Source organism: Amnibacterium setariae, from assembly GCF_003581425.1.
In the GTDB taxonomy this organism is placed as follows: domain Bacteria; phylum Actinomycetota; class Actinomycetes; order Actinomycetales; family Microbacteriaceae; genus Amnibacterium; species Amnibacterium setariae.
The window spans coordinates 539,667-562,935 of sequence record NZ_QXTG01000002.1; the positions used below are offsets into that span (position 1 = coordinate 539,667).

At 73.1% G+C, this 23,269-nt stretch carries 23 protein-coding genes and 1 pseudogene; 10 read left to right on the plus strand and 14 right to left on the minus strand.

What is annotated here, in order from left to right; genetic code table 11:
* Positions 1–1,050 (plus strand): exonuclease domain-containing protein, encoded by a 1,050-nt coding sequence (locus tag D1781_RS10550; protein WP_325048815.1) that lies wholly within the window; start codon positions 1–3, stop codon positions 1,048–1,050.
* 85 nt (positions 1,051–1,135) lie between these two features.
* A pseudogene (locus D1781_RS10555) lies at positions 1,136–1,564 on the plus strand (GNAT family N-acetyltransferase); the annotation flags it as partial.
* Between the two features lie 21 nt (positions 1,565–1,585).
* Here D1781_RS10555 and D1781_RS10560 read toward each other — a convergent pair.
* The 4 genes from D1781_RS10560 to glgA all read right to left on the minus strand — a co-directional run bounded on the left by D1781_RS10560 (position 1,586) and on the right by glgA (position 5,581).
* Positions 1,586–3,085 (minus strand): glycosyltransferase family 39 protein, encoded by a 1,500-nt coding sequence (locus D1781_RS10560; RefSeq protein WP_119482262.1) that lies wholly within the window; start codon positions 3,083–3,085, stop codon positions 1,586–1,588.
* 92 nt (positions 3,086–3,177) lie between these two features.
* Positions 3,178–3,426: a type B 50S ribosomal protein L31 gene (locus D1781_RS10565; protein WP_119482263.1), complete on the minus strand. Its 249-nt coding sequence runs from the start codon at positions 3,424–3,426 to the stop codon at positions 3,178–3,180.
* 135 nt (positions 3,427–3,561) lie between these two features.
* Positions 3,562–4,353, minus strand: a complete 792-nt coding sequence (locus D1781_RS10570; protein WP_119482264.1) for an ABC transporter ATP-binding protein — start codon at positions 4,351–4,353, stop codon at positions 3,562–3,564.
* A 46-nt stretch (positions 4,354–4,399) separates the two neighbouring features.
* Entirely contained in the window at positions 4,400–5,581 is a 1,182-nt protein-coding gene (glgA, locus tag D1781_RS10575) for a glycogen synthase (RefSeq protein WP_119483187.1), read from the minus strand.
* A gap of 108 nt (positions 5,582–5,689) precedes the next feature.
* Here glgA and glgC point away from each other — a divergent pair, with 108 nt between their 5' ends.
* Together glgC and serB are read left to right on the plus strand one after the other, a co-directional pair.
* On the plus strand, positions 5,690–6,931 hold the full coding sequence (gene glgC / locus D1781_RS10580; protein ID WP_119482265.1) for a glucose-1-phosphate adenylyltransferase: 1,242 nt from the start codon (positions 5,690–5,692) through the stop codon (positions 6,929–6,931).
* Positions 6,932–6,950: 19 nt separating this feature from the next.
* The gene (gene serB / locus D1781_RS10585; RefSeq protein WP_119482266.1) at positions 6,951–7,571 is read left to right on the plus strand and encodes a phosphoserine phosphatase SerB; all 621 of its coding nucleotides are present in this window, start codon (positions 6,951–6,953) and stop codon (positions 7,569–7,571) included.
* A gap of 102 nt (positions 7,572–7,673) precedes the next feature.
* Here the strand turns inward: serB and fabG are convergent, their stop codons facing one another.
* On the minus strand, positions 7,674–8,381 hold the full coding sequence (fabG, locus tag D1781_RS10590; protein ID WP_119482267.1) for a 3-oxoacyl-ACP reductase FabG: 708 nt from the start codon (positions 8,379–8,381) through the stop codon (positions 7,674–7,676).
* Positions 8,382–8,479: 98 nt separating this feature from the next.
* Here fabG and D1781_RS10595 point away from each other — a divergent pair, with 98 nt between their 5' ends.
* From D1781_RS10595 to D1781_RS10605, 3 genes are read left to right on the plus strand one after another with little or no spacing between them, the layout of a single operon-like run.
* Positions 8,480–8,749, plus strand: coding sequence for a DUF3099 domain-containing protein (locus D1781_RS10595; RefSeq protein ID WP_147392078.1), 270 nt, complete (start codon positions 8,480–8,482; stop codon positions 8,747–8,749).
* Entirely contained in the window at positions 8,746–8,967 is a 222-nt protein-coding gene (locus tag D1781_RS10600; protein ID WP_119482269.1) for a hypothetical protein, read from the plus strand. The genes D1781_RS10595 and D1781_RS10600 overlap by 4 nt, the downstream gene beginning before the upstream one ends.
* A gap of 7 nt (positions 8,968–8,974) precedes the next feature.
* Positions 8,975–9,841, plus strand: a complete 867-nt coding sequence (locus D1781_RS10605) for an SURF1 family cytochrome oxidase biogenesis protein (RefSeq protein WP_233551265.1) — start codon at positions 8,975–8,977, stop codon at positions 9,839–9,841.
* Between the two features lie 114 nt (positions 9,842–9,955).
* Here the strand turns inward: D1781_RS10605 and abc-f are convergent, their stop codons facing one another.
* Positions 9,956–11,554: a ribosomal protection-like ABC-F family protein gene (gene abc-f / locus D1781_RS10610; protein ID WP_119482270.1), complete on the minus strand. Its 1,599-nt coding sequence runs from the start codon at positions 11,552–11,554 to the stop codon at positions 9,956–9,958.
* 148 nt (positions 11,555–11,702) lie between these two features.
* Between abc-f and D1781_RS10615 the strand changes: the two genes are divergently transcribed.
* The gene (locus D1781_RS10615) at positions 11,703–12,302 is read left to right on the plus strand and encodes a biotin transporter BioY (protein WP_119482271.1); all 600 of its coding nucleotides are present in this window, start codon (positions 11,703–11,705) and stop codon (positions 12,300–12,302) included.
* A gap of 59 nt (positions 12,303–12,361) precedes the next feature.
* On the opposite strand, the gene yczR is transcribed toward D1781_RS10615, so the two are convergent.
* The gene (gene yczR, locus D1781_RS10620) at positions 12,362–13,789 is read right to left on the minus strand and encodes a MocR-like transcription factor YczR (RefSeq protein WP_147392079.1); all 1,428 of its coding nucleotides are present in this window, start codon (positions 13,787–13,789) and stop codon (positions 12,362–12,364) included.
* A gap of 62 nt (positions 13,790–13,851) precedes the next feature.
* Between yczR and yczE the strand changes: the two genes are divergently transcribed.
* Positions 13,852–14,487 carry a membrane protein YczE gene (gene yczE, locus D1781_RS10625; RefSeq protein ID WP_119483189.1) on the plus strand — a complete coding sequence of 212 codons (636 nt, stop codon included), beginning with the start codon at positions 13,852–13,854 and terminating at the stop codon, positions 14,485–14,487.
* A 126-nt stretch (positions 14,488–14,613) separates the two neighbouring features.
* Here yczE and D1781_RS10630 read toward each other — a convergent pair whose 3' ends face one another.
* The 7 genes from D1781_RS10630 to D1781_RS10660 form a co-directional block, all read right to left on the minus strand.
* Positions 14,614–14,943 carry a metal-sulfur cluster assembly factor gene (locus tag D1781_RS10630; RefSeq protein ID WP_119482273.1) on the minus strand — a complete coding sequence of 110 codons (330 nt, stop codon included), beginning with the start codon at positions 14,941–14,943 and terminating at the stop codon, positions 14,614–14,616.
* A complete protein-coding gene (gene sufC, locus D1781_RS10635) occupies positions 14,943–15,710 on the minus strand; it encodes a Fe-S cluster assembly ATPase SufC (RefSeq protein ID WP_119482274.1) in 768 nt (255 codons plus the stop codon). Before sufC ends, D1781_RS10630 begins: the two co-directional genes overlap by 1 nt.
* Before the next feature lie 23 nt (positions 15,711–15,733).
* Positions 15,734–16,075 carry a non-heme iron oxygenase ferredoxin subunit gene (locus D1781_RS10640; protein ID WP_119482275.1) on the minus strand — a complete coding sequence of 114 codons (342 nt, stop codon included), beginning with the start codon at positions 16,073–16,075 and terminating at the stop codon, positions 15,734–15,736.
* Complete coding sequence (gene sufD, locus D1781_RS10645; protein ID WP_119483190.1) at positions 16,072–17,223, minus strand: Fe-S cluster assembly protein SufD; 1,152 nt, start codon at positions 17,221–17,223, stop codon at positions 16,072–16,074. The genes D1781_RS10640 and sufD overlap by 4 nt, the downstream gene beginning before the upstream one ends.
* A 111-nt stretch (positions 17,224–17,334) precedes the next feature.
* Entirely contained in the window at positions 17,335–18,753 is a 1,419-nt protein-coding gene (gene sufB / locus D1781_RS10650; protein WP_119482276.1) for a Fe-S cluster assembly protein SufB, read from the minus strand.
* Positions 18,754–18,946: 193 nt separating this feature from the next.
* Positions 18,947–19,963 (minus strand): COX15/CtaA family protein, encoded by a 1,017-nt coding sequence (locus D1781_RS10655; RefSeq protein WP_233551267.1) that lies wholly within the window; start codon positions 19,961–19,963, stop codon positions 18,947–18,949.
* 62 nt (positions 19,964–20,025) lie between these two features.
* Positions 20,026–20,964, minus strand: coding sequence for a heme o synthase (locus D1781_RS10660; protein WP_119482277.1), 939 nt, complete (start codon positions 20,962–20,964; stop codon positions 20,026–20,028).
* 132 nt (positions 20,965–21,096) lie between these two features.
* On the opposite strand from D1781_RS10660, the gene tkt reads away from it, so the two are divergent.
* The gene (gene tkt / locus D1781_RS10665; protein WP_119482278.1) at positions 21,097–23,238 is read left to right on the plus strand and encodes a transketolase; all 2,142 of its coding nucleotides are present in this window, start codon (positions 21,097–21,099) and stop codon (positions 23,236–23,238) included.
* Positions 23,239–23,269: the final 31 nt, after the last annotated feature.

A 23,269-nucleotide genomic window follows, 5' to 3' on the forward strand; every position in this document is an offset into this window, starting at 1 on the left:
ATGCCCGGGCTGCGCGACGTCGTCGTGCCGCTCGGGCTCGGCGCCGTGATGGGCGGGCTGCTGCGCGCCGCCCGGACGGTGTCGGACCGGCGACGTAGCGTCGACGACGTGCCTCAGGACACCCCGACGCTGCTCTTCGAGTTCGAGGCGCCGCCCGTGCCGCGGGCGGCCGCCGCCGACGTCGTGTCCACCTGGACGCCGCCCGCGCCGGAGCCCGTCGCGGAGCCCGTGCCGCTGCTCCTGATCGAGGAGACCGACGTCGTCGCGTCGCCCGACGAGGTCGTCGTCGTGCAGCAGGCGGAGCTGCTGATCGCGGACCGGGCGCAGCCCGCTCCCCCGGCGCCCGCCGAGCCGGAGCGCCCGCTGCCGGGCTGGGCGAGGGCGCTCGGCGTCTTCGACCTCGAGACGACCGGCGTCGACACCGCGACCGCCCGCATCGTCACCGCGCACGTCGGCGTCATCGACGAGACGGGCGCGCTCGTCGAGCGCAAGGACTGGATCGTCGACCCCGGCGTGCCGATCCCCGAGGGCGCCGCCGCGGTGCACGGCATCACCGACGAGCGCGCGCAGCGCTTCGGGCGGCCGCCCGGGGAGGTCGTGGCCGAGATCCTCGCCGCGATCCGCAGCGTCTTCCTCCGCGGCTTCCCGCTCGTCGTCTACAACGCGCCCTACGACCTCACGCTGCTCGCCGCGGAGGCCGCGCGCCACCGGCTGTGGCCGCTCGAGACGACCGCCCCGATCGTCGACCCGTTCGTGCTCGACAAGCAGGTCGACCGGTACCGCAAGGGCAAGCGGACGCTGACCGCCGCGGCCGAGGTGTACGGCGTCGGCCTCACCGACGCGCACGACGCCGGCGCCGACGCGATCGCGGCCGGCCGCGTCGCCCAGGCGATCGCGCGCCGGTACCCCGTCGAGCTCGCGTTCGAGGCGCAGGAGCTGCACGACGCCCAGGTCGGGTGGTGCGCCGAGCAGGCGGAGCGGTTCCAGGCCTACATGCGCGAGAAGCGCGACCCCGGCTTCACCGGCTCGGGCGGCTGGCCGCTCCGCTGACCGCCGTCATGAAGGCTCGGGCGGGCTCCCCTGCCCGCGACGAGGACTTCGACGAGCTGGCGGAGGCAGCCACTGGCGCACCCGCGCCGAGACGCGGCCGGGCGACTGGCTGCTGATCCTCGCCGTCGAGCACGAGGGCCGGCTCATCGGCTCGCAGGACGTCCGGGCGCGCGACCTCCCGGTGCTCCGCACGGTGACGAGCGGGTCGTGGCTGACGCGCGGCGCGCAGGGGAAGGGGCTCGGCACCGAGATGCGCGCCGGGATCCTGCAGCTCGCGTTCGACCACCTCGGCGCCGAGTGGGCGGAGTCCGGCGCGATCTCCTGGAACGCGGCCTCCCTGCGGGTGTCCGAGAAGCTCGGGTACCGCCCGAACGGCAGGGCGCGGGTGCAGACGAGGCCCGGCGAGGCCCGGGACGAGGTGCGGGTGCGCCTGCACCGCGACGACTTCGTGCGGCCGGGTTGGACCGCGACCGTCGTGCTGCCGGATGCGGCGCGCGCGCAGCTGCTGGGCTGACCCCGCCCCGACCGCCCCGGCTCAGCCGATCCAGGCGGCTCGTCGCCAGACGGCGGCCATGGGCACGGTTCGGCCGGTGCAGACCTGCACCGGTGCCCCCGTCTCCTGGCTCGTCACGCCGCTCGGGTCCTGCAGCCGCTGCACCACGGTGCACTGCGCGAAGGCGGACGACAGCCAGTCGAGCCCGTAGCCGACCGCCACGACGGTCTCGGTGGAGGCGGGCGGCGCCGCGAGGTCGTGCAGGGCGTTGTGCCCGCTGAACACGCGCCCGCGCAGCGCCGGCGCGAACCGGTCGAGCGCCGCGGCCTCGCCGTAGTTGCGCGTCAGCACGACCGTCGAGGGACCGTGGACGGCGGGCACCGCCGCGACCTGCTCGGCGAGCTGCGGCCAGCCCAGCTGGTCGCGGGTCGCCTGGTTCCAGGCCGGGATCACGGACCCCGCGAGCGCCGCCTGCGGCACGACCGGCAGCGCGAGCACCGCGGACGCGATCGCGTTCACCGCGACGCCGGCGACCAGCACCCGGCGCCGGCCGGCCGTCGCCGCCCACTCCGCGACCGGGACGCACCCCACGGCGAAGACCGCCATGAGCACCCCGAGGTCGTAGTAGAGCTGCGCGCCCATCACGATCACGAGCGCGACGATCGCGACGAGCGCCACCGGCAGCCAGCGGACCTCCCGCCAGTCCGGCCGTCGGAACGGGGCGACGAGCCCGGCGATCCAGACGGGCACGAGCAGCGGCCCGAGCAGGACGGCGAGGAACGGCACGATGAACGGCCGCACCGCGGCGGCGTTCTGCGCGGAGAGGGCGCTGCCGACGTCGAGCTGGGGCAGCCCGTGGGTCAGCTGGTAGACGAGGTTCGGGGCGCCGAGGACCAGGACGAGCAGACCGCCCGCCGCCGCCCAGCCCCAGAGCGCGAGCCGCCGGGGTCCGGCGACGGCGAGGCCGACGGCGATCGCCAGCAGCAGGGCGAGGACGAGCAGCTTGTTGTACAGGCTCAGGCCCGCCACGACGCCGGCGAGCAGGAACCAGGCGCCGGCGCCGCGGAGCACCGCCCGCAGCACCAGCAGGAGCACGAGCGGCCAGACGACGAGGTCGAAGGTGGCCGTGAACAGCACGTGGCCGAGCAGCAGCGGGTAGTACGCGAAGCCCGAGCCCCACGCGGCGAGCGCCTGCGCGCCGCGGGAGCCGCCGACCTCCGCGGTGATCGCGGCGACCACGACCACGGCGCCGGCCGCGACCAGGGCGGCGGGGATCCGCAGCGCCCACGGCTGGTCCGCGAGCGCGGACATGACGTGCGCGACGAGCGGGGTGAACGGCGGCTGGTCCGTGTAGCCCCAGGCGAGCGGCAGGACCCGGAAGTAGAGCTCGTCGCGGTGGTACCCGTACTGCGGCGCGAGCACCAGCAGCACGGCGAGCACCGCGACCGCGGCGGGCAGCACCGTGCGCCACGCGAGCGGCGCGGGGACGACGGACGGGGGCCGACGGAGGCGGAGCGAGCGCTCCCCCAGATCCGCGACCACACCGCGACGCTAGCGGGCGGAAGCCGAAGGGCCGCTCCCCCTTGCGGAGGAGCGGCCCATCATGCGTACCGAGCTCTCGGCTCGGCGAGGTGTCAGCGACCGAAGTTCTTGAAGCGCTGGTTGAACTTCTCGACGCGGCCGGCCGAGTCGAGGATGCGCTGCTTGCCCGTGTAGAAGGGGTGCGACGCGGACGAGATCTCGACGTCGATCACCGGGTAGGTCTCGCCGTCCAGCTCGATCGTCTTGTCGCTCGTCGCCGTGGACCGCGTGAGGAAGGTCTCGCCCGACGCGAGGTCGCGGAAGACGATGGGGCGGTACTCGGGGTGGATCGCGGACTTCATGGCTGACGGACCTCTTCGGATCGGGCGACGGACGTGTCGGGACTGATGCGTCTGGGGCGGCCGACCGGAGACCGGGCGGCGGCGGGGGCCGCGCTGCGGCCGACCGTCGATGCTACCAGAGCCGGGACGTCCCGGTCAGGCGGCGCCGGTCGCGCGGGCGGCGTACCGACCGTCGCGCTCGGTGATCTCGACGGCGAGGCCGAACGTCTCGCCGATGCGCTCGGAGGTGATCGTCTCCCCGATCGGGCCCGCGGCGACGACGCGGCCCTGCTTGAGCAGCAGCGCGTGGGTGAAGCCGACGGGGATCTCCTCCACGTGGTGCGTCACCATGACCATGCCCGGGGCGCTCGGCGCGCTGGCGTAGCCGCCGAGCAGCTGCAGCAGCTCCTCGCGCGCGCCGAGGTCGAGGCTCGCGGCCGGCTCGTCGAGCAGCAGCAGCTCCGGGTCGGTCATGACCGATCGGGCGATCTGCACGCGCTTCTGCTCGCCGTCGGAGAGGTCGCCGAAGCGGCGGTCCGCGAGGTGGTCGAGGCGCCACTCGGCGAGCACCCGGTTCGCCCGGCGCACGTCGATGTCCTCGTACTGCTCGTTCCAGCGGCCCGTCACGGAGTACGCGGCCGTGAGCACGACGTCCAGCACGGCCTCCGTCGGCGGGATCCGCCTGGCCATCGCGCTCGAGGCGAAGCCGATTCGCGGGCGCACCTCGAACAGGTCGGCCTTGCCGAGATGCGCGTCGAGCACCTCGACCGTGCCGCGCGTCGGGTGCAGCATCGCGGCGGCGAGCTGGAGGAGCGTGGTCTTGCCGGCGCCGTTCGGGCCGAGGACGACCCAGCGCTCGGCGCTGTCGACCGACCAGCTCACGCCGTCGAGGATCGTGGTGCTGCCCCGGGTCACCGTGACGTCCGAGAACCGCAACACCGCTGCCATGCCTCCAACCCTAGATGCCGGGAGGGCCTGCGGACCTCGGCGCGCGTCAGACGAGCGAGCGGTAGACCGCCGTCGTCTGCCCGGCGATCGCGTCCCAGTCGAAGACGGCGCGGGCGCGCTCGCGCCCGGCCGCGCCGAACCGCGTCGCCTGCGCGCGGTCGACGACGGTCTCCCCGAGGATCCGCCCGAGGTCCGCGACGAAGCGCTCCGGGTCGACGGGCGTGCCGGTGCCGTCCTGCACCTGGTCGATCGGCACGAGCCGCCCCGTCTCGCCGTCGACCACGACCTCCGGGATGCCGCCGGTCGCGGTGCCGACCACGGCGGTGCCGCAGGCCATCGCCTCGAGGTTCACGATGCCGAGCGGCTCGTAGACCGACGGGCAGACGAAGACGTCCGCCGCGGTGAGCAGCGCGGTCAGCTCGGGCCGGGGCAGGATCCGCTCGATCCACACGACGCCGCTGCGCTGCTCCTGCAGGTCGTGGACGAGGCCCGTGACCTCGGCCATGATCTCCGCGGTGTCGGGCGCGCCCGCGCAGAGCACGAGCTGCACCTCGGGCGGCAGGGTCGCCGCGGCGCGCAGCAGGTACGGCAGGCCCTTCTGCCGGGTGATGCGGCCGACGAAGATCACGGTGGGCCGGTCCGGGTCGACGCCGAGCGAGCGCACCAGGTCCGCGTCGTGGTTCGGCTTCCACTGCTCGAGGTCGATGCCGTTGTAGACGACGTGGAGGCGCTCGGGGTCGACGCGCGGGTAGGAGCGGAGGATGTCGTCGCCCATGCCGCGGCTCACCGCGATCACCGCGTCGGCCGCCTCGAAGGCGGTGCGCTCGATCTCGCTCGTGATCCGGTAGCCGCCGCCCAGCTGCTCCGCCTTCCAGGGGCGCAGCGGCTCGAGGCTGTGCGCCGTGACGACGTGGGGCACGCCGTGCAGCAGCTTCGCGAGGTGGCCGCCCGCGTTCGCGTACCAGGTGTGCGAGTGCACCAGGTCGGTGCCCGCCGCGCCCTGCGCCATCTGCAGGTCGACGCCGAGCGTCGAGATGGAGCCGTTCGCGCCGTCGAGCTCCGCGGGGGGTCGGTAGGCCGTCACGTCGGCCTCGTCGCGCGGGGCGCCGAAGCAGCGCACCTGCACCTCGATGCTCCGCCGCAGCGCCCGCGTCAGCTCCGCGACGTGCACCCCGGCACCCCCGTAGATCTCCGGCGGGTACTCCTTGGTCAGCAGGTCGACGCGCACGCCCGTCACTGTAGCCCCGGCGACACGGAGCCGACCCCTACCCCCAATTCGCCCGCTGACCACTGATTTCCAGGTCGCTCGAAAGATCCTTGGGAGTACGGTGAACGCATGCCATCGAAGAAGATATTCGGCATCGTGCTCGCCGGCGGCGAGGGCAAGCGCCTCATGCCGCTCACCGAGGACCGGGCCAAGCCCGCGGTGCCGTTCGGTGGCGTCTACCGCCTCATCGACTTCGCGCTGTCGAACCTGCTGAACTCCGGCCTCACGCAGATCGTGGTGCTGACGCAGTACAAGTCGCACAGCCTCGACCGCCACGTCGCCGAGACCTGGCGCCTGTCGGGCCTGCTGAACTCGTACGTCGCGTCCGTGCCGGCGCAGCAGCGCCTCGGCAAGCGCTGGTACCTCGGCAGCGCCGACGCGATCTTCCAGAGCCTCAACCTCATCGGCGACGAGCGCCCCGACATCGTCGTGGTGGTCGGCGCGGACCACGTGTACCGGATGGACTTCAGCCAGATGATCGACGCGCACATCGCGTCGGGGCGGAAGGCGACGGTCGCCGCGATCCGCCAGCCCATCGAGCTGGCCAGCTCCTTCGGCGTGATCGACGTCGACCCGAAGGACCCGACGCGCATCCGCGAGTTCCTCGAGAAGCCGAAGAACCCCTCCGGCCTGCCGGACTCCCCCGGCGAGGTGCTCGCGTCGATGGGCAACTACGTCTTCGACACCGACGCGCTCGTCGAGATGCTGCACGTCGACGCGGAGCGCGAGGGCTCCGACCACGACATGGGCGGCGACATCGTGCCGGCCTTCGTCGAGCAGGGCGACGCCGGCGTCTACGACCTCAACCGCAACGAGGTCCCCGGGTCGACCGACCGCGACCGCTTCTACTGGCGGGACGTGGGCACGATCGAGTCGTTCTACGAGGCGCACATGGACCTCGTGTCGCCGGTGCCGGTGTTCAACCTCTACAACCGGCGCTGGCCGATCTACACGCAGACGTTGAACTCGCCGCCCGCGAAGTTCAACCGCGACGGCTACGGCAACAACACGATCGTGCACGACTCGATCGTGTCGCCGGGCTCGCTCTTCTCCGGGTCGCGGATCCAGAACAGCGTCCTCGGCCCGTGGGCCGTCGTCGGGCCGGGCGCCTCCGTCACCGACTCGGTGCTGTTCGACCGGGTGCGGATCGGCCCCGGCGCCGTCGTGCAGCGCGCGGTCCTCGACAAGAACGTCGAGATCGCGGAGGGCGCCCGGATCGGCGTCGAGCACGAGCGGGACCGCGAGCGCGGGCTGACCGTCACCGAGAGCGGCATCGTCGTCGTCGGCAAGGGCGTCCGCGTCGAGCCCTGAGACCTGCCACGCTGAAGGGGTGCCGCGCCTCCTCGTCGTCCTCGACGTCGACTCGACGCTGATCGGCGAGGAGGTGGTCGACCTCCTCGCGGACGCCGCCGGCGTCGGCGACGAGGTCGCGTCGATCACCGCCGCGGCGATGCGCGGCGAGCTCGACTTCGCCGGCAGCCTCACCCGCCGCGTCGCGCTGCTCGAGGGCCTCCCCGAGCAGGTGCTCGACGAGGTGCGCGGCCGCATCACCGTCACCGACGGCGTGCCCGAGCTCGTCGCCGCGGTGCACGCGGGCGGCGGCGCGATCGGGGCGGTGTCCGGCGGCTTCCGGCAGGTGCTCGACCCCCTCGCGGCGGAGCTCGGGCTCGACCGGCGGCACGCGAACGACCTCGAGGTCGTGGACGGACGCCTCACCGGCCGCGTGCTCGGCCGCATCGTCGACGCCGAGGTGAAGCGGGAGCGGCTGCTCGCCTGGGCCGCGGAGCTCGGCGCGACGCGCACGGTCGCGGTCGGCGACGGCGCGAACGACCTGCTCATGATGAGCGCGGCCGGGCTCTCCGTCGGCTTCGACGCGAAGCCCGCCGTGCGCGCGGTCGCCGACGTGTGCCTGCCGGGCCGCTCGCTGCGCCCCCTCCTCCGCCTGCTCTGAAGGGCTGGCTGGTAGCCAGTCCCGAAGCCGCCGTCAGCCGAGCGCGCGTTCAGCGCGCCGGTACGGCAGCCGCGCCGCAGCGGCGGCGGCGCGGCAGAGAACTCAGTGGCCCATGCCGAGGCCGCCGTCGACCGGGATGACGGCGCCCGAGATGTAGGAGGCCTCGTCGGAGGCGAGCCACACGACGGCCTTCGCGACGTCGTCGCCGGAGCCGAACCGGCCCGCCGGGATCCGGCCGAGGTAGGCCTGCTGCTGGTCCTCGGGCAGCGCCGCCGTCATGTCCGACTCGATGAAGCCGGGCGCGACGACGTTCGCCGTGATCCCGCGGCCGCCGAGCTCGCGCGTCAGCGACCGGGCGAAGCCGATGAGCGCGGACTTCGAGGCGGCGTAGTTGATCTGCCCCGGGGAGCCGAGCATCCCGACGACGCTCGAGATGAGGACGACGCGGCCGAACCGCGCGCGCAGCATGCCCTTCGAGGCGCGCTTCACGACGCGGAAGGCGCCGCCGAGGTTCGTCGCGACGACGTCGTCGAAGTCCTGCTCGGACATGCGCAGCAGCAGCACGTCCTTCGTGATGCCGGCGTTCGCCACGAGGACCTCGACCGGCCCGAGCTCGGCCTCGACGACGCGGAAGGCGGCGTCGATCGACGCCGCGTCCGTGACGTCGGCCTGCACCGTGAGCACGCCCTCGGGTCCCGAGCCGTTCCGCGAGGTGATCGCGACGCGGTGGCCGGCGGCGGCGAAGGCGAGCGCGATCGCCCGGCCGATGCCGCGGTTGCCGCCGGTGACGAGGACGGTGCGCTGGGTCAAGGGGGCGTCTCCTTCCGCGAGGACTCCGAGAGCCTAGTGATCCGGGCAGGAAGACCCGGGGCCCGGCGTAGGTTGAACCCACTGTGACTCATGACGTCGTGCAGTCCGCAACTGCCCTCCCCGCCGCCCCGGTCGACGACCGCAAGCGGCGGATGCGCGCCTACTCCACGGCCATGTCCATCCGCATGGCCTGCTTCATCCTCGTGTTCTTCGTGCCCGGCTGGTGGAAGCTCGTCTTCGGCCTCGGCGCGGTCGTCCTCCCCTACGTCGCCGTCGTGCTCGCGAACGCGGGCTCGCGCGGGGCCGTCCAGCCGCGGATGCCCGGCGTCGCGTCGCAGCTCGCGCTCGAGCAGCCCCGCCCGGAGTGACCGATCCGGCCGAGCGCCGGACCTGCTCCCGCGCCGGGTGCCGCCGCGTCGCCACGACGGCGATCGAGTGGCGCAACCCGCGCATCCACACCGGCAAGCGGTTCAAGACCTGGCTGGCCTGCGAGGAGCACGTCCCGGTGCTGCGCGAGTTCCTGGCGGCCCGGGCGTTCCCCCTCGAGATCCGGCCCCTGACGCCGCCGACCGAACGGGTACGCTGACCGCACAGTGGAGCAGCTCGGTCGGATCCTGCGCGCCCTGGTCTCCGACGGCCGGTGGCACCGCTACCTCGCACTCGCGATCGCCTTCGCGGTGGGCTGCGGCCTGCTCTCGTGGTGGCAGTTCTCCCGCCGCGCCGACACGGCGGAGGCGAACGCGCTGATCACGGCGAACGCGTCGGCGGCGCCGGTCCCGCTCGAGCGCCTGCTGCCCTCCCGATCCGCGTACCGCCCGGACCTGCAGTGGCGCACGGTCGAGGTCGAGGGCGAGTACCTCGTCGACCGCCAGCTGCTCGTGCGCAACCGGGTGAACCCGGACGGGAACCCCGGCTTCGAGGTGCTGACGCCGTTCCGCCTCGCCGACGGCTCGGTGTTCGTGCTCGACCGCGGCTGGGTGTCGATCGGCAGGAAGCAGGACCGGCCGGACTCGGTGCCGGCGCCGCCGTCGGGCACGGTCGCCGTGGAGGCGCGGCTGCAGAGCGACGAGGGGCCGCTCGCCGGCCGCACGGCGCCGACCGGCGAGATCCCGTCGATCGACCTGAAGGCGGTCGCGGCGGACGTCGGGGCGCCGACGTTCACCGGCGCCTACGGCCAGGTCCGGTCCGAGTCCCCCGCGGCGCCCGCGGGAACGCCGGAGCGGATCGAGCCCCAGTCCGCGGACACCGGCGTCGACGAGGGCACGCACCTCTCCTACGCGATCCAGTGGATCCTGTTCGCGCTGCTCGGCTTCGGGGCGCTCGGCTGGTCGATCCGCCGGGACCTGCTCGACGCGGGCGACGAGGTCGTCATCGCGGCGGAGGAGCGCGCCGTGGCGCGCCGGGCGAAGCGCGCCCCCTCCGACGAGGCCGTCGAGGACGAGCTCACCGACGTCCGCTGACCTCGCGGATCCGCAGAACCGTCGCGGTTCCGCAGAATCCGCCCGACACGCCGCGGCGCGCGGGGTCGAACCCGGCGTGTCGGCCCGGAACTGCGGATCCGCGGAGCGGCCCGGTCAGCTGACGCTGATCAGCTCCGCGTACTCGGGCGTCCAGAGGTCCTCCGTGCCGTCCGGCATGATCAGCACCCGCTCCGGGTTCAGCGCCTCGACCGCGCCCTCGTCGTGGCTGACGAGCACCACGGCGCCGGTGTAGTTCGCGAGCGCGCCGAGGATCTCCTCGCGGCTGGCCGGGTCGAGGTTGTTCGTCGGCTCGTCGAGCAGCAGCACGTTCGCCGCGGAGACGACGAGCATCGCGAGCGCGAGGCGCGTCTTCTCGCCGCCGGAGAGCACGCCCGCGGGCTTGTCGCCGTCGTCGCCCGTGAAGAGGAACGAGCCGAGCACGCGGCGCGCCTCGGTCGCCGTGAGGTTCGGCGCGGCCGACACCATGTTCTCGAGCACGGTGCGCTTGACGTCGATCGTCTCGTGCTCCTGCGCGTAGTACCCGATGCGCAGCCCGTAGCCGGGCTCGAGCTGCCCGGTGTCCGGCTGGTCGACGCCCGCGAGGATGCGCAGCAGCGTCGTCTTGCCGGCGCCGTTCAGGCCGAGGATGACGACCTTCGAGCCGCGGTCGATCGCGAGGTCGACGGCGGAGAAGATCTCGAGCGAGCCGTAGGACTTCGACAGGTCCGAGGCCATGAGCGGCGTCTTGCCGGAGGGCGCCGGGTCCGGGAAGCGGAGCTTGGCGACGCGCTCGACCTGGCGGACCTCCTCGAGCCCGGACAGCAGGCGCTCCGCGCGACGGACCATGTTCTGCGCGGCGACCGCCTTCGTCGCCTTCGCGCCCATCTTCGCGGCCTGCAGCTGCAGCGCGGACGCCTTCTTCTCGGCGTTCTGCCGCTCGCGCTTGCGGCGCTGCTCGTCGGTCTCCCGCTGCTTCAGGTACTGCTTCCAGCCCATGTTGTAGACGTCGAGGACCTGGCGGTTCGCGTCGAGGTAGAAGACGCGGTTCACGACGTCGCCGACGAGGTCGACGTCGTGGCTGATCACGATCGCGCCGCCCTTGTAGGTCTTCAGGAACTCGCGCAGCCAGATGATCGAGTCGGCGTCGAGGTGGTTCGTCGGCTCGTCGAGGATCAGCGTGTCCGCGTCGCTGAAGAGGATGCGGGCCAGCTCGATGCGGCGGCGCTGGCCGCCGGAGAGGGTCTTCAGCGGCTGGTCGAGGATGCGGTCCGGCAGCGCGAGGTTGGAGGAGATGGAGGCGGCCTCGGCCTCGGCCGCGTAGCCGCCCTTCGCCGTGAACTCCTCCTCGAGCCGGGCGTAGCGGTTGATCGCCTTCTCGGCGACCTTCGGGTCGGTCGAGCCCATGCGCTCGGTCGCCTCCGCCATCTGCAGCTGCAGCGTGCCGAGGCCGCGCGCGTCGAGGATCCGGGTGCGGGCGAGCTGCTCGGGGTCGCCGGCGCGCGGGTCCTGCGGCAGGTACCCGAGCTCGCCGGAGCGCTCCACGCGGCCGTCGGCGGGCTGGAGGTCGCCGGCGAGCACCTTGGTCAGCGTCGTCTTGCCCGCCCCGTTGCGCCCGACGAGGCCGACCTTGTCGCCGTTCGAGACGCGGAACTCGACGTCCGCCATCAGCCGGCGAGCGCCGACGGTGATCTCGAGGCCGTGCACGGCGAGCATGACGGGCTCCTTGCATGAGGGTCGAGTTGGACGACATCGACGGCGATCGGGCCCGTCGCTTGTGCAGGAGGCACAGAACCGCGATCCGGGCAGCGCTCTAGTGTAGTTCGCGGCCGGTCCGTCCCCGGTCCTCGTCAAGGAGCCGCACGTGTCGCTGTCCCTCGCCCCGTCCCGTCCGGTCCTCGCGGACCGCGTCCTGCCGAAGTCGCTGGCGACGGACGCGGCGCTGGTCGTCGGCGGCGCCGCGCTCACCGCGCTGCTGGCGCAGGTCGAGATCCCGCTCTGGCCCGTGCCGATCACCGGGCAGACCCTCGCCGTCCTGCTCGTCGGCGCCTCGCTCGGCGCCGCGCGCGGCGCGATCGCCATGGTGCTCTACGCCCTGGTCGGCGCCCTCGGGGCCCCGGTCTTCTCGGACTGGTCGGGCGGCGCGGGCGTGCTGCTCGGCGCGACCGGCGGCTACATCGTCGGCTTCGTGCTCGCCGCCGCGTTCACGGGCTGGCTGGCGCAGCGCCGCTGGGAGCGCGGCCTGCTGCGCGGGCTCCTCGCGTTCGTCGCCGGCTCCGGCGTCGTCTTCCTCGTCGGCCTGCCGTGGCTGAAGATCGCGCTCGGCCTGACCTGGGCGCAGACGCTCCAGGGCGGCCTCTACCCCTTCGTCGTCGGCGGCGTCGTGAAGGCCGTGGTCGCGGCGCTCGTGCTCCGCACCGCCTGGGCGTTCGTCGACCGCGCGGACGCCGCGAAGGGCCGCTGACCCCGCGCCGCCCTGCAGCCGAAGGGCCGCCTCCCGGTCGGGAGGCGGCCCTTCGCGCGTCACAGCACCGGGGCGAACGCCTCCGGCACGTGCAGGCCCGCGGCGGTGCGGCGCCACGCCTCCGCGAGCAGGCCGACGGCGGCGGCCGTCGCCGCGGGCGCGCCGCCGATCGGGATCCGCAGGTTGCGCTCGAACGCGCCGTCGACCCCGAAGCGGGGCCCGGCGACGATCCGCACCCCGACGGCAGCGGCGGCGGGCACGAGCAGGGAGCTGCGCGCTTCCGGCAGCCCGGCCCAGATCGACAGCCCGCCGGACGGGACCGGCACGCGCCAGTCCGGGAGGTCCGCGCGGAGCCGGTCGAGCACGGCGGCGCGGGTCGCCCGGAGCTGCACGGCGCGGTCGGCGAGCACCCGCTGCACGTCGGGCAGGAGCGCGGCGACGACGAGCTGGTCGAGCACGGGCGTGCCGAGGTCGCGCGCGGGTCGCGCCGCCGCGATCGCGGCCACCGTCCTCGGGTCGGCGCGGACCCAGCCGATCCGGAGCCCGTGCCAGACCGTCTTGTTGACCGACCCGACGGTCACCACGCGCGCGCCCGTACCGACGGCGAGCGCGGCGAACGGCGGGTGCGGCGCCGCCGGGTCGATCGCGAGCTCCGCGCTCGTCTCGTCGACGATCAGGACGGTGCCGGCCGCACCGGCCGCCCGCAGGATGCGGCGCCGCTCCTCCTCGTCGAGCGATGAGCCCGTCGGGTTGTGGAAGTCGGGCATCAGGTACGCGAACTCGGGACGGGTGCGGGCGAGCACGCGCTCCCACTCGGCGACGTCCGGCCGCGCGTCCGGCATCGCGAGCGGCACGGTCCGGGCGCCCGCGGCCCGGAAGGCGTCGAGGGCGTGCGGGTAGCTCGGGACGTCGACCACCACGCGATCGGCGCGGTGGAGCAGGGCGTGCAGCACGAGCCCGATGCCGTGCTGGGCGCCGTTCGTCACGAGCACGTGGTCCGGCCCCGTCGGCAGGCCGCGGTCCGTGTAGCGCGCTGCGAGGCCCTCCCGGAGCTCCGTGAGGCCCGCGTAGTCGAGCGTCGCGGCGTCCAGCACCTCCGGGAGCCGGGCCGCGGCGACCGCGACGTACTCCGGCAGCGCGGGCCAGGCGGGCGGGATCGCCTTCGAGAGGTCGGCGACCGCGGGAGCCCCGCCGCCCGGATCGCCGGGCGCGGCACCGAGGGCGAGCGCGCTGCCGGACCCCTGCAGGCTCACGAGCCGTCCGCGGTCGCGGAGGAGGCCGTAGGCCGCGGTGACGGTCGTCCGGCTGACCCCGAGCTCGGCGGCGAGCACGCGTTCGGCGGGCAGCCGCCGGCCGGCGGAGAGCCGGCCGTCCTCGAGGAGCACGCCGATGCGCTCGGCGAGCGCCCGCGCGGAGGTCCCGTCGCTGCGCCAGCCGGTGAGCAGCCGGGCGAGCTGCGGCGCGGAAGGACCCGGCGGAGGCGTCATGCCGACCACTTTCCTCCGATTGGCCCGCGCCCGCGCGGGCCGATCGCGCTGAAGTGGCCCGCATGACGCTCGATCCGGCGCTCGGCGCGCCGTCCGCGAGGCGACCCGGGCTGCTGCTCCGCAGCGGCCGCCTGGTCGTCGGCCTGCTCCTCTACGGCGCCTCCATCGCCGTGATCCTGCGGGCGCAGCTCGGCGTCGGCCCGTGGGACGTCCTCGCGCAGGGGCTCGCCCGTGTGACGGGCGTGCCGTTCGGCCTCGTGACGAACGGGATCGGCGCGCTCCTCCTGCTGCTCTGGATCCCGCTCCGGCAGCGGCCGGGCGTCGGCACCCTGCTGAACGTGCTGCTGGTCGGCACGGCGGCGCAGGCGGTGCTCGACCTGACGACCCCGCCGGACGGACTCCTGCTGCGGATCGGCCTGCTCGTCGGCGGGATGGTGCTGCTCGCCGTCGCGACCGCGGTCTACGTCGGCGCGGAACTCGGGGCCGGACCGCGCGACGGCCTCATGCTCGGCCTGCACCGCCGGCTGGGCTGGCCGGTGTGGGTCGCGCGCGGCGTCGTGGAGGGCTCGGCGCTCCTCGCGGGCTGGCTCCTCGGCGGGAACGTCGGCATCGGCACCGTCGTCTTCGCGCTCGGCATCGGCCCGCTCTGCGGCGTCGCGATCCGCCTCCTGGCCCCGTCCCAGCTCCGCGCCCACTGAGGGCGGGGGCGGGCTCGGCGTGGTCTCGGCACGGGCGCGGAGCGCCCGACTCGACCACCGTCGCTTCGCACGAACGGTGAAGGGCCGCCCCGCGCAGTGCGGAGCGACCCTTTCAAGGTCTCCAGCTCAGATCTGGAAGCCGATGGCCCGCATCATGTCCTTGCCGTCGTCGGTCATGCGCTCCGGGCCCCAGGGCGGCATCCACACCCAGTTGATCCGGAAGCGCTCGACGTGGCCGTCGAGGGCCTGGGCGGTCTCGTCCTCGATCACGTCGGTGAGCGGGCAGCCGGCCGACGTCAGGGTCATGTTGATGACGAGGGCGTCGTTCTCGTCGTCCCAGCCGAGGTCGTAGATCAGGCCGAGGTCGACGACGTTGACCCCGAGCTCGGGGTCGACGACGTCCTTCAGCGCCTCGGAGATCTCGTCGAAGCGCTCGGCGGCGAGCGGGGTGGCCATCAGGACGCGGCCGCCGCGGCGGAGACGTAGCGGTCGTAGCCCTCGTCCTCGAGGCGGTCGGCGAGCTCGGGCCCGCCCTCCTCGGCGACGCGGCCCGCGACGAACACGTGCACGAAGTCCGGCTTGATGTAGCGCAGGATCCGCGTGTAGTGCGTGATGAGCAGCACGCCGAGCCCGGTGGCGTCCTTGGCGCGGTTGACGCCCTCGGACACGATCTTCAGCGCGTCCACGTCGAGGCCGGAGTCGGTCTCGTCGAGCACGGCGAACCTCGGCTTCAGCAGCTCGAGCTGGAGGATCTCGTGGCGCTTCTTCTCGCCGCCCGAGAAGCCCTCGTTGACGTTGCGCTCGGCGAAGGCGCTGTCCATGCGGAGGTTGTCCATGGACTGGCGGACGTCCTTCACCCAGCCGCGGATCGCGGGCGACTTGCCGTCGATCGCGGTCTTCGCGGTGCGGAGGAAGTTCGAGACGGTGACGCCGGGGATCTCGACCGGGTACTGCATGGCGAGGAAGAGGCCGGCGCGGGCGCGCTCGTCGACGCTCATGGCGAGGACGTCCTCGCCGTCGAGCGTGATCGAGCCGGAGTCGACGTTGTACCGGGGGTGGCCGGCGATCGTGTAGGCGAGCGTGGACTTGCCGGAGCCGTTCGGGCCCATCACGGCGTGGGTCTCGCCCTCGTTGATCGTGAGGTCGACGCCGCGGAGGATCGGCTTGGTGCCCTGGTCGGTCTCGATGGAGACGTGGAGGTCGCGGATCGCGAGGGTGGACATGCGGTTCCTTCTGGTCGCCGCCGTCAGGCGGGGAGCTCTTCGGCCGGGATCGGGGTGGGGTCGACGAGCACGTCGCCGCCCTCGACGGTGACCCGGAAGACGGGGACCGGCTGGTAGGCCGGCAGGGTGAGCGGTCGCCCGCTCGTCAGGGAGAACTTCGAGCCGTGCGCCCAGCACTCCAGGGTGTCGTCCTCGACGAACCCTTCCGCGAGCGAGATGTCGCCGTGGGTGCAGGTGTCACCGATGGCGAAGACGTCGCCGTTGCCGTCCTTCACGACGGCGACGGGCGTGCCGCCCACGACGACGCGGATGGCGGTGTCCTGCTCGAGGTCGTCGATGCCGCAGACGCGCTCGGGGGCGCTCATCGGGCCTCCCCCGCGAGCTCGGCCTCGATCGCGTCCTGGAGCCGGACCTCGAGCGCGGGCACGCCGATCTTCTGCACGATCGAGGACAGGAACCCGCGCACGACGAGGCGCCGCGCGACCTCCTCCGGGATGCCCCGGGCCTGCAGGTAGAAGAGCTGCTCGTCGTCGAAGCGGCCGGTCGCGGAGGCGTGGCCGGCGCCGGCGATGTCGCCGGTCTCGATCTCGAGGTTCGGCACGGAGTCGGCGCGGGTGCCGTCGGTGAGCACGAGGTTGCGGTTCTGCTCGTAGGAGTCGGTGCCGGTCGCGTCCGGGCCGATCAGCACGTCGCCGATCCAGACCGTGTGCGCGCCCTCGCCCTGCAGCGCGCCCCGGTACTCGACGCGACCCTTCGTGTGGTCGGCCTCGTGGAACAGGAAGACCTGGCTCTCCAGGTGCTGCGCAGCGTCGGCGAAGTAGACGCCGAGCAGGTCGCCGTCCGCCCCGGAGCCGGCGAGCGTGACGGACGGGTTGACCCGCACGACGCCGCCGCCGAAGGAGACGACGACGTGCTTCAGGTGCGCGTCGCGGCCGACCTGCGCGAAGTGGTTCGCGACGTGCTTCGCCTCGTCGGCCCAGTCCTGCACGGTCACGACGGTGACGTCCGCGCCGTCGCCGACGAGGATCTCGACGTTCTCGGCGAGCTGCGCCGAACCGCGGTTGTCGAGCACGACCACGCCGCGGGAGAAGGCCTTCGCGTCGACGATCGTGTGCGCACCGCGGGCGGTCGGACCGAACGCGCTGCGGATCAGGGTCGTCGAGGAGGGCTCCTCGCCCGTCAGGCGCACGAGCAGCGCCTCCTGGAACGACGACCAGGCGTTGGCCGCCGCGCGGTCCTCCGGGATGCCGGCGGTGCCGATGCGGGCGTCGTCGCGGCCGACCCAGGTCACCTCGGCGCCCTCGGTCGTCTCGATCCCGAGCTCGTACCGGCCGCCGTCGAGCTCGCCGGCGATCAGGCCCTGCAGCGCGTCGACCGGGGTCAGCTTCCAGCCCGCCTCGCGACCGGTGACCGGCGGGAAGGCGCTCACGTCGGTGGAGGCGAACCGCTCGTTGCGGGTCTGCACCGGCACGGGCGAGCCAGCGCCGTGCGACGCGGTCGCGTCGGCGATGATCGCCGGCCGGGTGCCGGTGCCGGTCACGACGGGCGTCGTGCTCCCCTGCGCGGGGTGCTCCGGGTCCGTCGAGAGGGTCGTCACGGTGTCCGTCTCAGACCTGTCCGCCACCTAGCCGACGCTCCCTTCCATGCCCATCTCGATGAGCTTGTTCAGCTCGAGGGCGTACTCCATCGGCAGCTCGCGCGCGATCGGCTCGATGAAGCCGCGCACGATCATCGCCATCGCCTCGTCCTCGGGCATGCCGCGGCTCATCAGGTAGAAGAGCTGCTCCTCGCTGACCTTCGAGACGGTCGCCTCGTGGCCGAGCTGCACGTCGTCGACGCGGATGTCGATCGCCGGGTAGGTGTCGGAGCGGCTGATCGTGTCGACGAGCAGCGCGTCGCAGCGGACGGTGTTCGCCGAGTGGTGCGCGTTCGGGTCGACGCGGACCTCGCCGCGGTAGCCGGCCCGGCCGCCGCCGCGCGCGATCGACTTCGAGACGATCGACGACTGGGTGTACGGCGCCATGTGGATCATCTTCGCGCCGGCGTCCTGGTGCTGACCGGGCCCCGCGAAGGCCACCGAGAGCGTCTCACCCTTGGCGTGCTCGCCGACCAGGTAGATCGACGGGTACTTCATCGTCACCTTGGAGCCGATGTTGCCGTCGATCCACTCCATCGTCGCGCCCTCGTGCGCGATCGCGCGCTTGGTGACGAGGTTGTAGACGTTGTTCGACCAGTTCTGGATGGTCGTGTACCGGACGCGGGCGTTCTTCTTGACCACGATCTCGACGACCGCGGAGTGCAGCGAGTCGCTCTTGTAGATCGGCGCCGTGCAGCCCTCGATGTAGTGCACGTAGGAGCCCTCGTCGGCGATGATCAGCGTCCGCTCGAACTGGCCCATGTTCTCGGTGTTGATCCGGAAGTAGGCCTGCAGCGGGATGTCGACGTGGACGCCCTTCGGCACGTAGACGAAGGAGCCGCCCGACCACACCGCGGTGTTCAGGCCCGCGAACTTGTTGTCGCCGGCGGGGATGACCGTGCCGAAGTACTCCTCGAAGAACTCGGGGTGCTCCTTGAGCGCGGTGTCCGTGTCCATGAAGATCACCCCCTTCTCCTCCAGCTCCTCCTGGATCTGGTGGTAGACGACCTCGGACTCGTACTGGGCCGCGACGCCGCCGACGAGGCGCTGGCGCTCCGCCTCCGGGATGCCGAGGCGCTCGTACGTGTTCCGGATGTCCTCGGGGAGGTCCTCCCACGTCTGCGCCTGGCGCTCGGTGGACTTCACGAAGTACTTGATGTTGTCGAAGTCGATGCCGGAGAGGTCGGCGCCCCACATCGGCATGGGCTTGCGGTCGAACATCGACAGGCCCTTGAGGCGGTTGCGCAGCATCCATTCGGGCTCGCCCTTGCGGGCGGAGATGTCGCGGACCACGTCGGCGGAGAGCCCCCGCTTCGCGGAGGCGCCTGCGGCGTCGGAGTCGGCCCAGCCGAACTCGTAGACGCCGAGCCCCTCGAGCTCGGGGCGGTCGATCAGCACGTCGGACATGAACGGTGCTCCTCTCCTCGCCGGTGTCAACGCGACCCGCACGCGGTGCATTCCGCGCGGCTCCCGCTCGATGCGCAGGGCGTCGATCGGGCGTGGGACGCGGTCGGCTCGGGCGCGCCGGCGGCGCGCTCCCGGCCTCCGGCCGAGCAGCGATCCTACCGCCGGGCGGTCCCCGCCGGGCGCGTGCGGCCGATCAGCGCAGCGCTTCCGCAGGCGTGCGCTCGGGCGCGGCGACGTCGCGCACCGGGATCACCCGCCCGAACAGCGCCGGATGCGTGTCGAGCAGCACGCGGAGCACGCCGACCCACACGAGAGCGGCACCCAGCAGGTGGACGACGACGAACACCGCCGGCAGCCCGGTGAGCGCCTGGGCGACGCCGACGAGCGCCTGGGCGGCGAGCACCGCCAGCAGCAGGACGACGCGGCGACGGGCGAGTGCGGTCGCGGCGCCGCCCTCCCGCAGCTGCAGCAGCAGCACGACCGACAGCGCGATCACGGCGACGGCGGCGGCGCCGTGCACGACCGTGATCGCGGTCCAGCTCACGCCCATCCGCGGCACGTCCGCCGAGTCGCCGGAGTGCGGCCCGGCGCCGGTCACCACCGTGCCGAGCACGACGAGGACCGCGGCCGCGGCGGTGAGGACCCAGGAGGCGGTGCCGGCAGCGGCGCCGACCGGGCTCGCGGCGGCGGACTGCCGGGCGCGGTGCCAGGTCAGCGTCGTCGTGGTGAGCAGCGCGAACGCGAGCACGAAGTGCACGGCGACGAAGTAGGGGTTGAGCCCCGCCAGCACGGTCAGGCCGCCCGCGACCGCGTTGACGACGACGAGCCAGAACTGGCTCCACGCCAGACGGGTGAGCGGGCGCTGCCGGACCCGCTGCAGGCGGGCGGCGACGATCGCCCAGGCGACGGCCGCGATCAGCACGCTCGTGAGCGCGCGGTTGCCGAACTCGATGGCCCCGTGGATGCCGAGCGCCGGCGTCGTGGTGAGCGATCCGGCCTCGCAGACCGGCCAGGTGGGGCAGCCGAGGCCGGAGCCGGTGACCCGCACCACGCCGCCGGTGACGACGATGAGGATGCTGACGAGCAGCGCCGCGGTGGTCCCCCAGCGCAGCGCGCGGTTCCCGAGCACGACCCGCTCGGCCAGCCAGCCGAACGGCGTCCGCAGCCGGAACCCCCGCTGCCGGAGCCACTGACGCGTCGATCCGCTCACGGGGAGGATTCTACGGAGCGTCGAATCCTCCCGGGGCGCTTCGCGCGGTTCTCGGGCGCGGCTCAGAGCCGGACGAGGACGTCGAGCGCGATGCCGAGGAAGACCAGCGAGAGCGAGCCGATGGACGCGTGGAAGACGCGCATCGGCGCCGCCTTCTCCCCCGCGAGCGCCCGGGCGTAGAGGCGGTGCGTCTCCCAGACGAACCAGCCGCCCGCGCCGAGCGCCACCACGGTGTAGATCGGGCCCATGCCGGCGACCGGGACGAGCAGCAGCGTGCAGGCGAGCGTCGCCCACGCGTAGAGGACGGTCTGCAGGCCGACCTGGCTCTGCGAGCGGATCGCGCCGAGCATCGGCACGCCGACCGACGAGTAGTCGTCCCGGTACTTCATCGACAGGGGCCAGTAGTGCGGCGGGGTCCACAGGAAGATCACCGCGAAGAGCACCCACGCCGCCGGCGACAGCGAGCCCGTCACGGCCGCCCAGCCGATCAGCACCGGGAAGCAGCCCGCCAGGCCGCCCCAGATGATGTTCTGGCTCGTGCGGCGCTTGAGCCACAGCGTGTAGATGAAGACGTAGAAGCCGATGGCCGCGAGCGAGAGCGCGGCGGCGAGCCACGTCGTCAGCAGGCCGAGCACGAGCGTCGAGGCGACCGTCAGCGCCCACGCGAACACGAGGGCCTGCCGTGGCGTCAGGTCGCCGGTCACGAGCGGGCGGTGGCGCGTGCGGTGCATGACCCGGTCGATGTCGCGGTCGATCACCATGTTGAACGCGTTCGCGGCACCCGCCGAGAGCGTGCCGCCGACGAGCGTCGCCGCGACGACGAGCAGGTCGGGCACGCCGCGGACCGCGAGGATCATGACCGGGACCGTCGTGACGAGCAGCAGCTCGACCACGCGCAGCTTCATCAGCGCGACGTAGCCGCGCACCTGGCGTCCTGCGGGGACGCGCTCGCGCCGGGCGGCTTCGGCCTGCCCGTCGGACGCCCTGACCGTCGTGCTCACTGCCTCAATCCTAGGCGAACCGGGCCGCCGTCGTCAGCGGGCGTTCAACCGCGGGGGGCAGCATCGGACCGGCGTCCGACGGCCGTCCTGCCCTCAATAGACTCATCGACGGCCTTCGTACAGCCACCGCTCATGGACTCCACCGACGGAAGGATCGTCGTGACCGACCTCAAGACCAGCACCGGCACCGAGCTCGAATGGACGGAGCTCGACCGGAAGGCGGTCGACACGACCCGTGCGCTCGCCGCCGACGCCGTGCAGAAGACCGGCAACGGGCACCCGGGCACCGCGATCAGCCTCGCGCCGCTCGCCTACCTGCTCTTCCAGAAGGTGATGCGCCGCGACCCGTCCGACTCGACGTGGATCGGCCGCGACCGCTTCATCCTGTCGAACGGCCACTCGTCGCTGACGCAGTACATCCAGTTCTACCTCGCCGGCTACGGCCTCGAGCTCGAGGACCTGGAGCAGCTGCGCCAGTACGGCTCGAAGACCCCGGGCCACCCCGAGTACGGCCACACCGACGGCATCGAGATCACGACGGGCCCGCTCGGCTCCGGTCTCGCCGCCGCCGTCGGCTTCGCCTACGCCCAGCGCTTCGAGCGCGGGCTGTTCGACCCCGACGCCGCGCACGGCGAGAGCCCGTTCGACCACTTCATCTACGCGGTGGCGGGCGACGGCGACATCGAGGAGGGCGTCACCAACGAGGCCTCCTCGCTCGCCGGCACGCAGCAGCTCGGCAACCTGATCGTCTTCTACGACGACAACCAGATCTCCATCGAGGACGACACCAACATCGCCCTCTCCGAGGACGTCGCGGCGCGCTACGAGGCGCTCGGCTGGCACGTGCAGACCGTCGACTGGAAGGCCGGCGCCGAGTACCACGAGGACGTCCAGGCGCTCCACGCCGCGACGCTCGAGGCCCAGCGGGTCACCGACAAGCCGTCGATCGTCGTCCTGAAGACGATCATCGGCTGGCCGGCCCCGACGCTGCGCAACACCGGCAAGATCCACGGCGCCGCGATGGGCGAGACCGAGATCAAGGGCATGAAGGAGGCGCTCGGCCTCGACCCGGAGAAGTCGTTCGACGTCGCCCCCGAGGTGCTCGCCCACACCCGCGAGGCCGTCGACCGCGGCAAGGCGCAGCACGCCGAGTGGAACGAGCAGTTCGACGCGTGGGCGGGCGCCAACCCCGAGAAGAAGGCGCTGCTCGACCGCGTGCTCGCGGGCGACCTGCCCGAGGACGCCTTCGCCGACGTGCCGGTGTTCCCGGCCGGCAAGGCCGTCTCGACCCGCGTCGCGTCCGGCAAGGTCATCAACGGCATCGCGAAGCACGTCCCCGAGTTCTGGGGCGGCTCCGCGGACCTCGCCGAGTCGAACAACACGACCATCGAGGGCGTCGGCAGCTTCCTGCCTCCGGAGCGCGCGACGGCGATGTGGAAGGCGAACCCCTACGGCCGCGTGCTGCACTTCGGCATCCGCGAGCACGCGATGGGCAACATCCTGAACGGCATCGTGCTGCACGGGAACACCCGCGTCTTCGGCGCGACGTTCCTGATCTTCAGCGACTACATGCGGCCGGCCGTGCGCCTCGCCGCGCTGATGAAGGCGCCCACGATCTACGTCTGGACCCACGACTCGGTCGCCCTCGGCGCCGACGGCCCGACCCACCAGCCGGTCGAGACCCTGTGGGCGCTGCGCCTCATCCCGCAGCTCGACATCATCCGGCCCGCGGACGCCAACGAGACGGCGGCCGCGTGGAAGCAGGTCATGTCGCGCCGCATGGGCCCCGCCGGGCTCGCGCTCAGCCGCCAGAACCTGCCGGTCTTCGAGCGCGGCGAGGGCGAGGCGTCGGGCGACGTGTACGCGTCGACCGACGGCGTCGCGAAGGGCGCCTACGTCTTCGCCGCCGCGAAGAACGGCACGCCCGACGTGGTGCTGATCGCCACCGGCTCGGAGCTGCAGGTCGCCGTCGAGGCGCGCCTGAAGCTCGCGGAGGAGGGCATCGACGCGCAGGTCGTGTCGGCGCCGTGCCTCGAGTGGTTCGACGAGCAGAGCCCGGAGTACCGCGAGTCGGTGATCCCGTCGGCCGTCAAGGCCCGCGTCTCGGTCGAGGCCGGCGCCACGCTCGGCTGGCACAAGTACATCGGCGACCAGGGCCGCGCGGTCGGCATCGACCACTTCGGCGCGAGCGCCGACGGCGACTTCCTGCTGCAGGAGTTCGGCATCACCACCGAGCACGTCGTGGCCGCCGCCAAGGAATCGCTGGGCCGCTGACGCGGTTCCAGTCCACGAACACGAGGAGCTG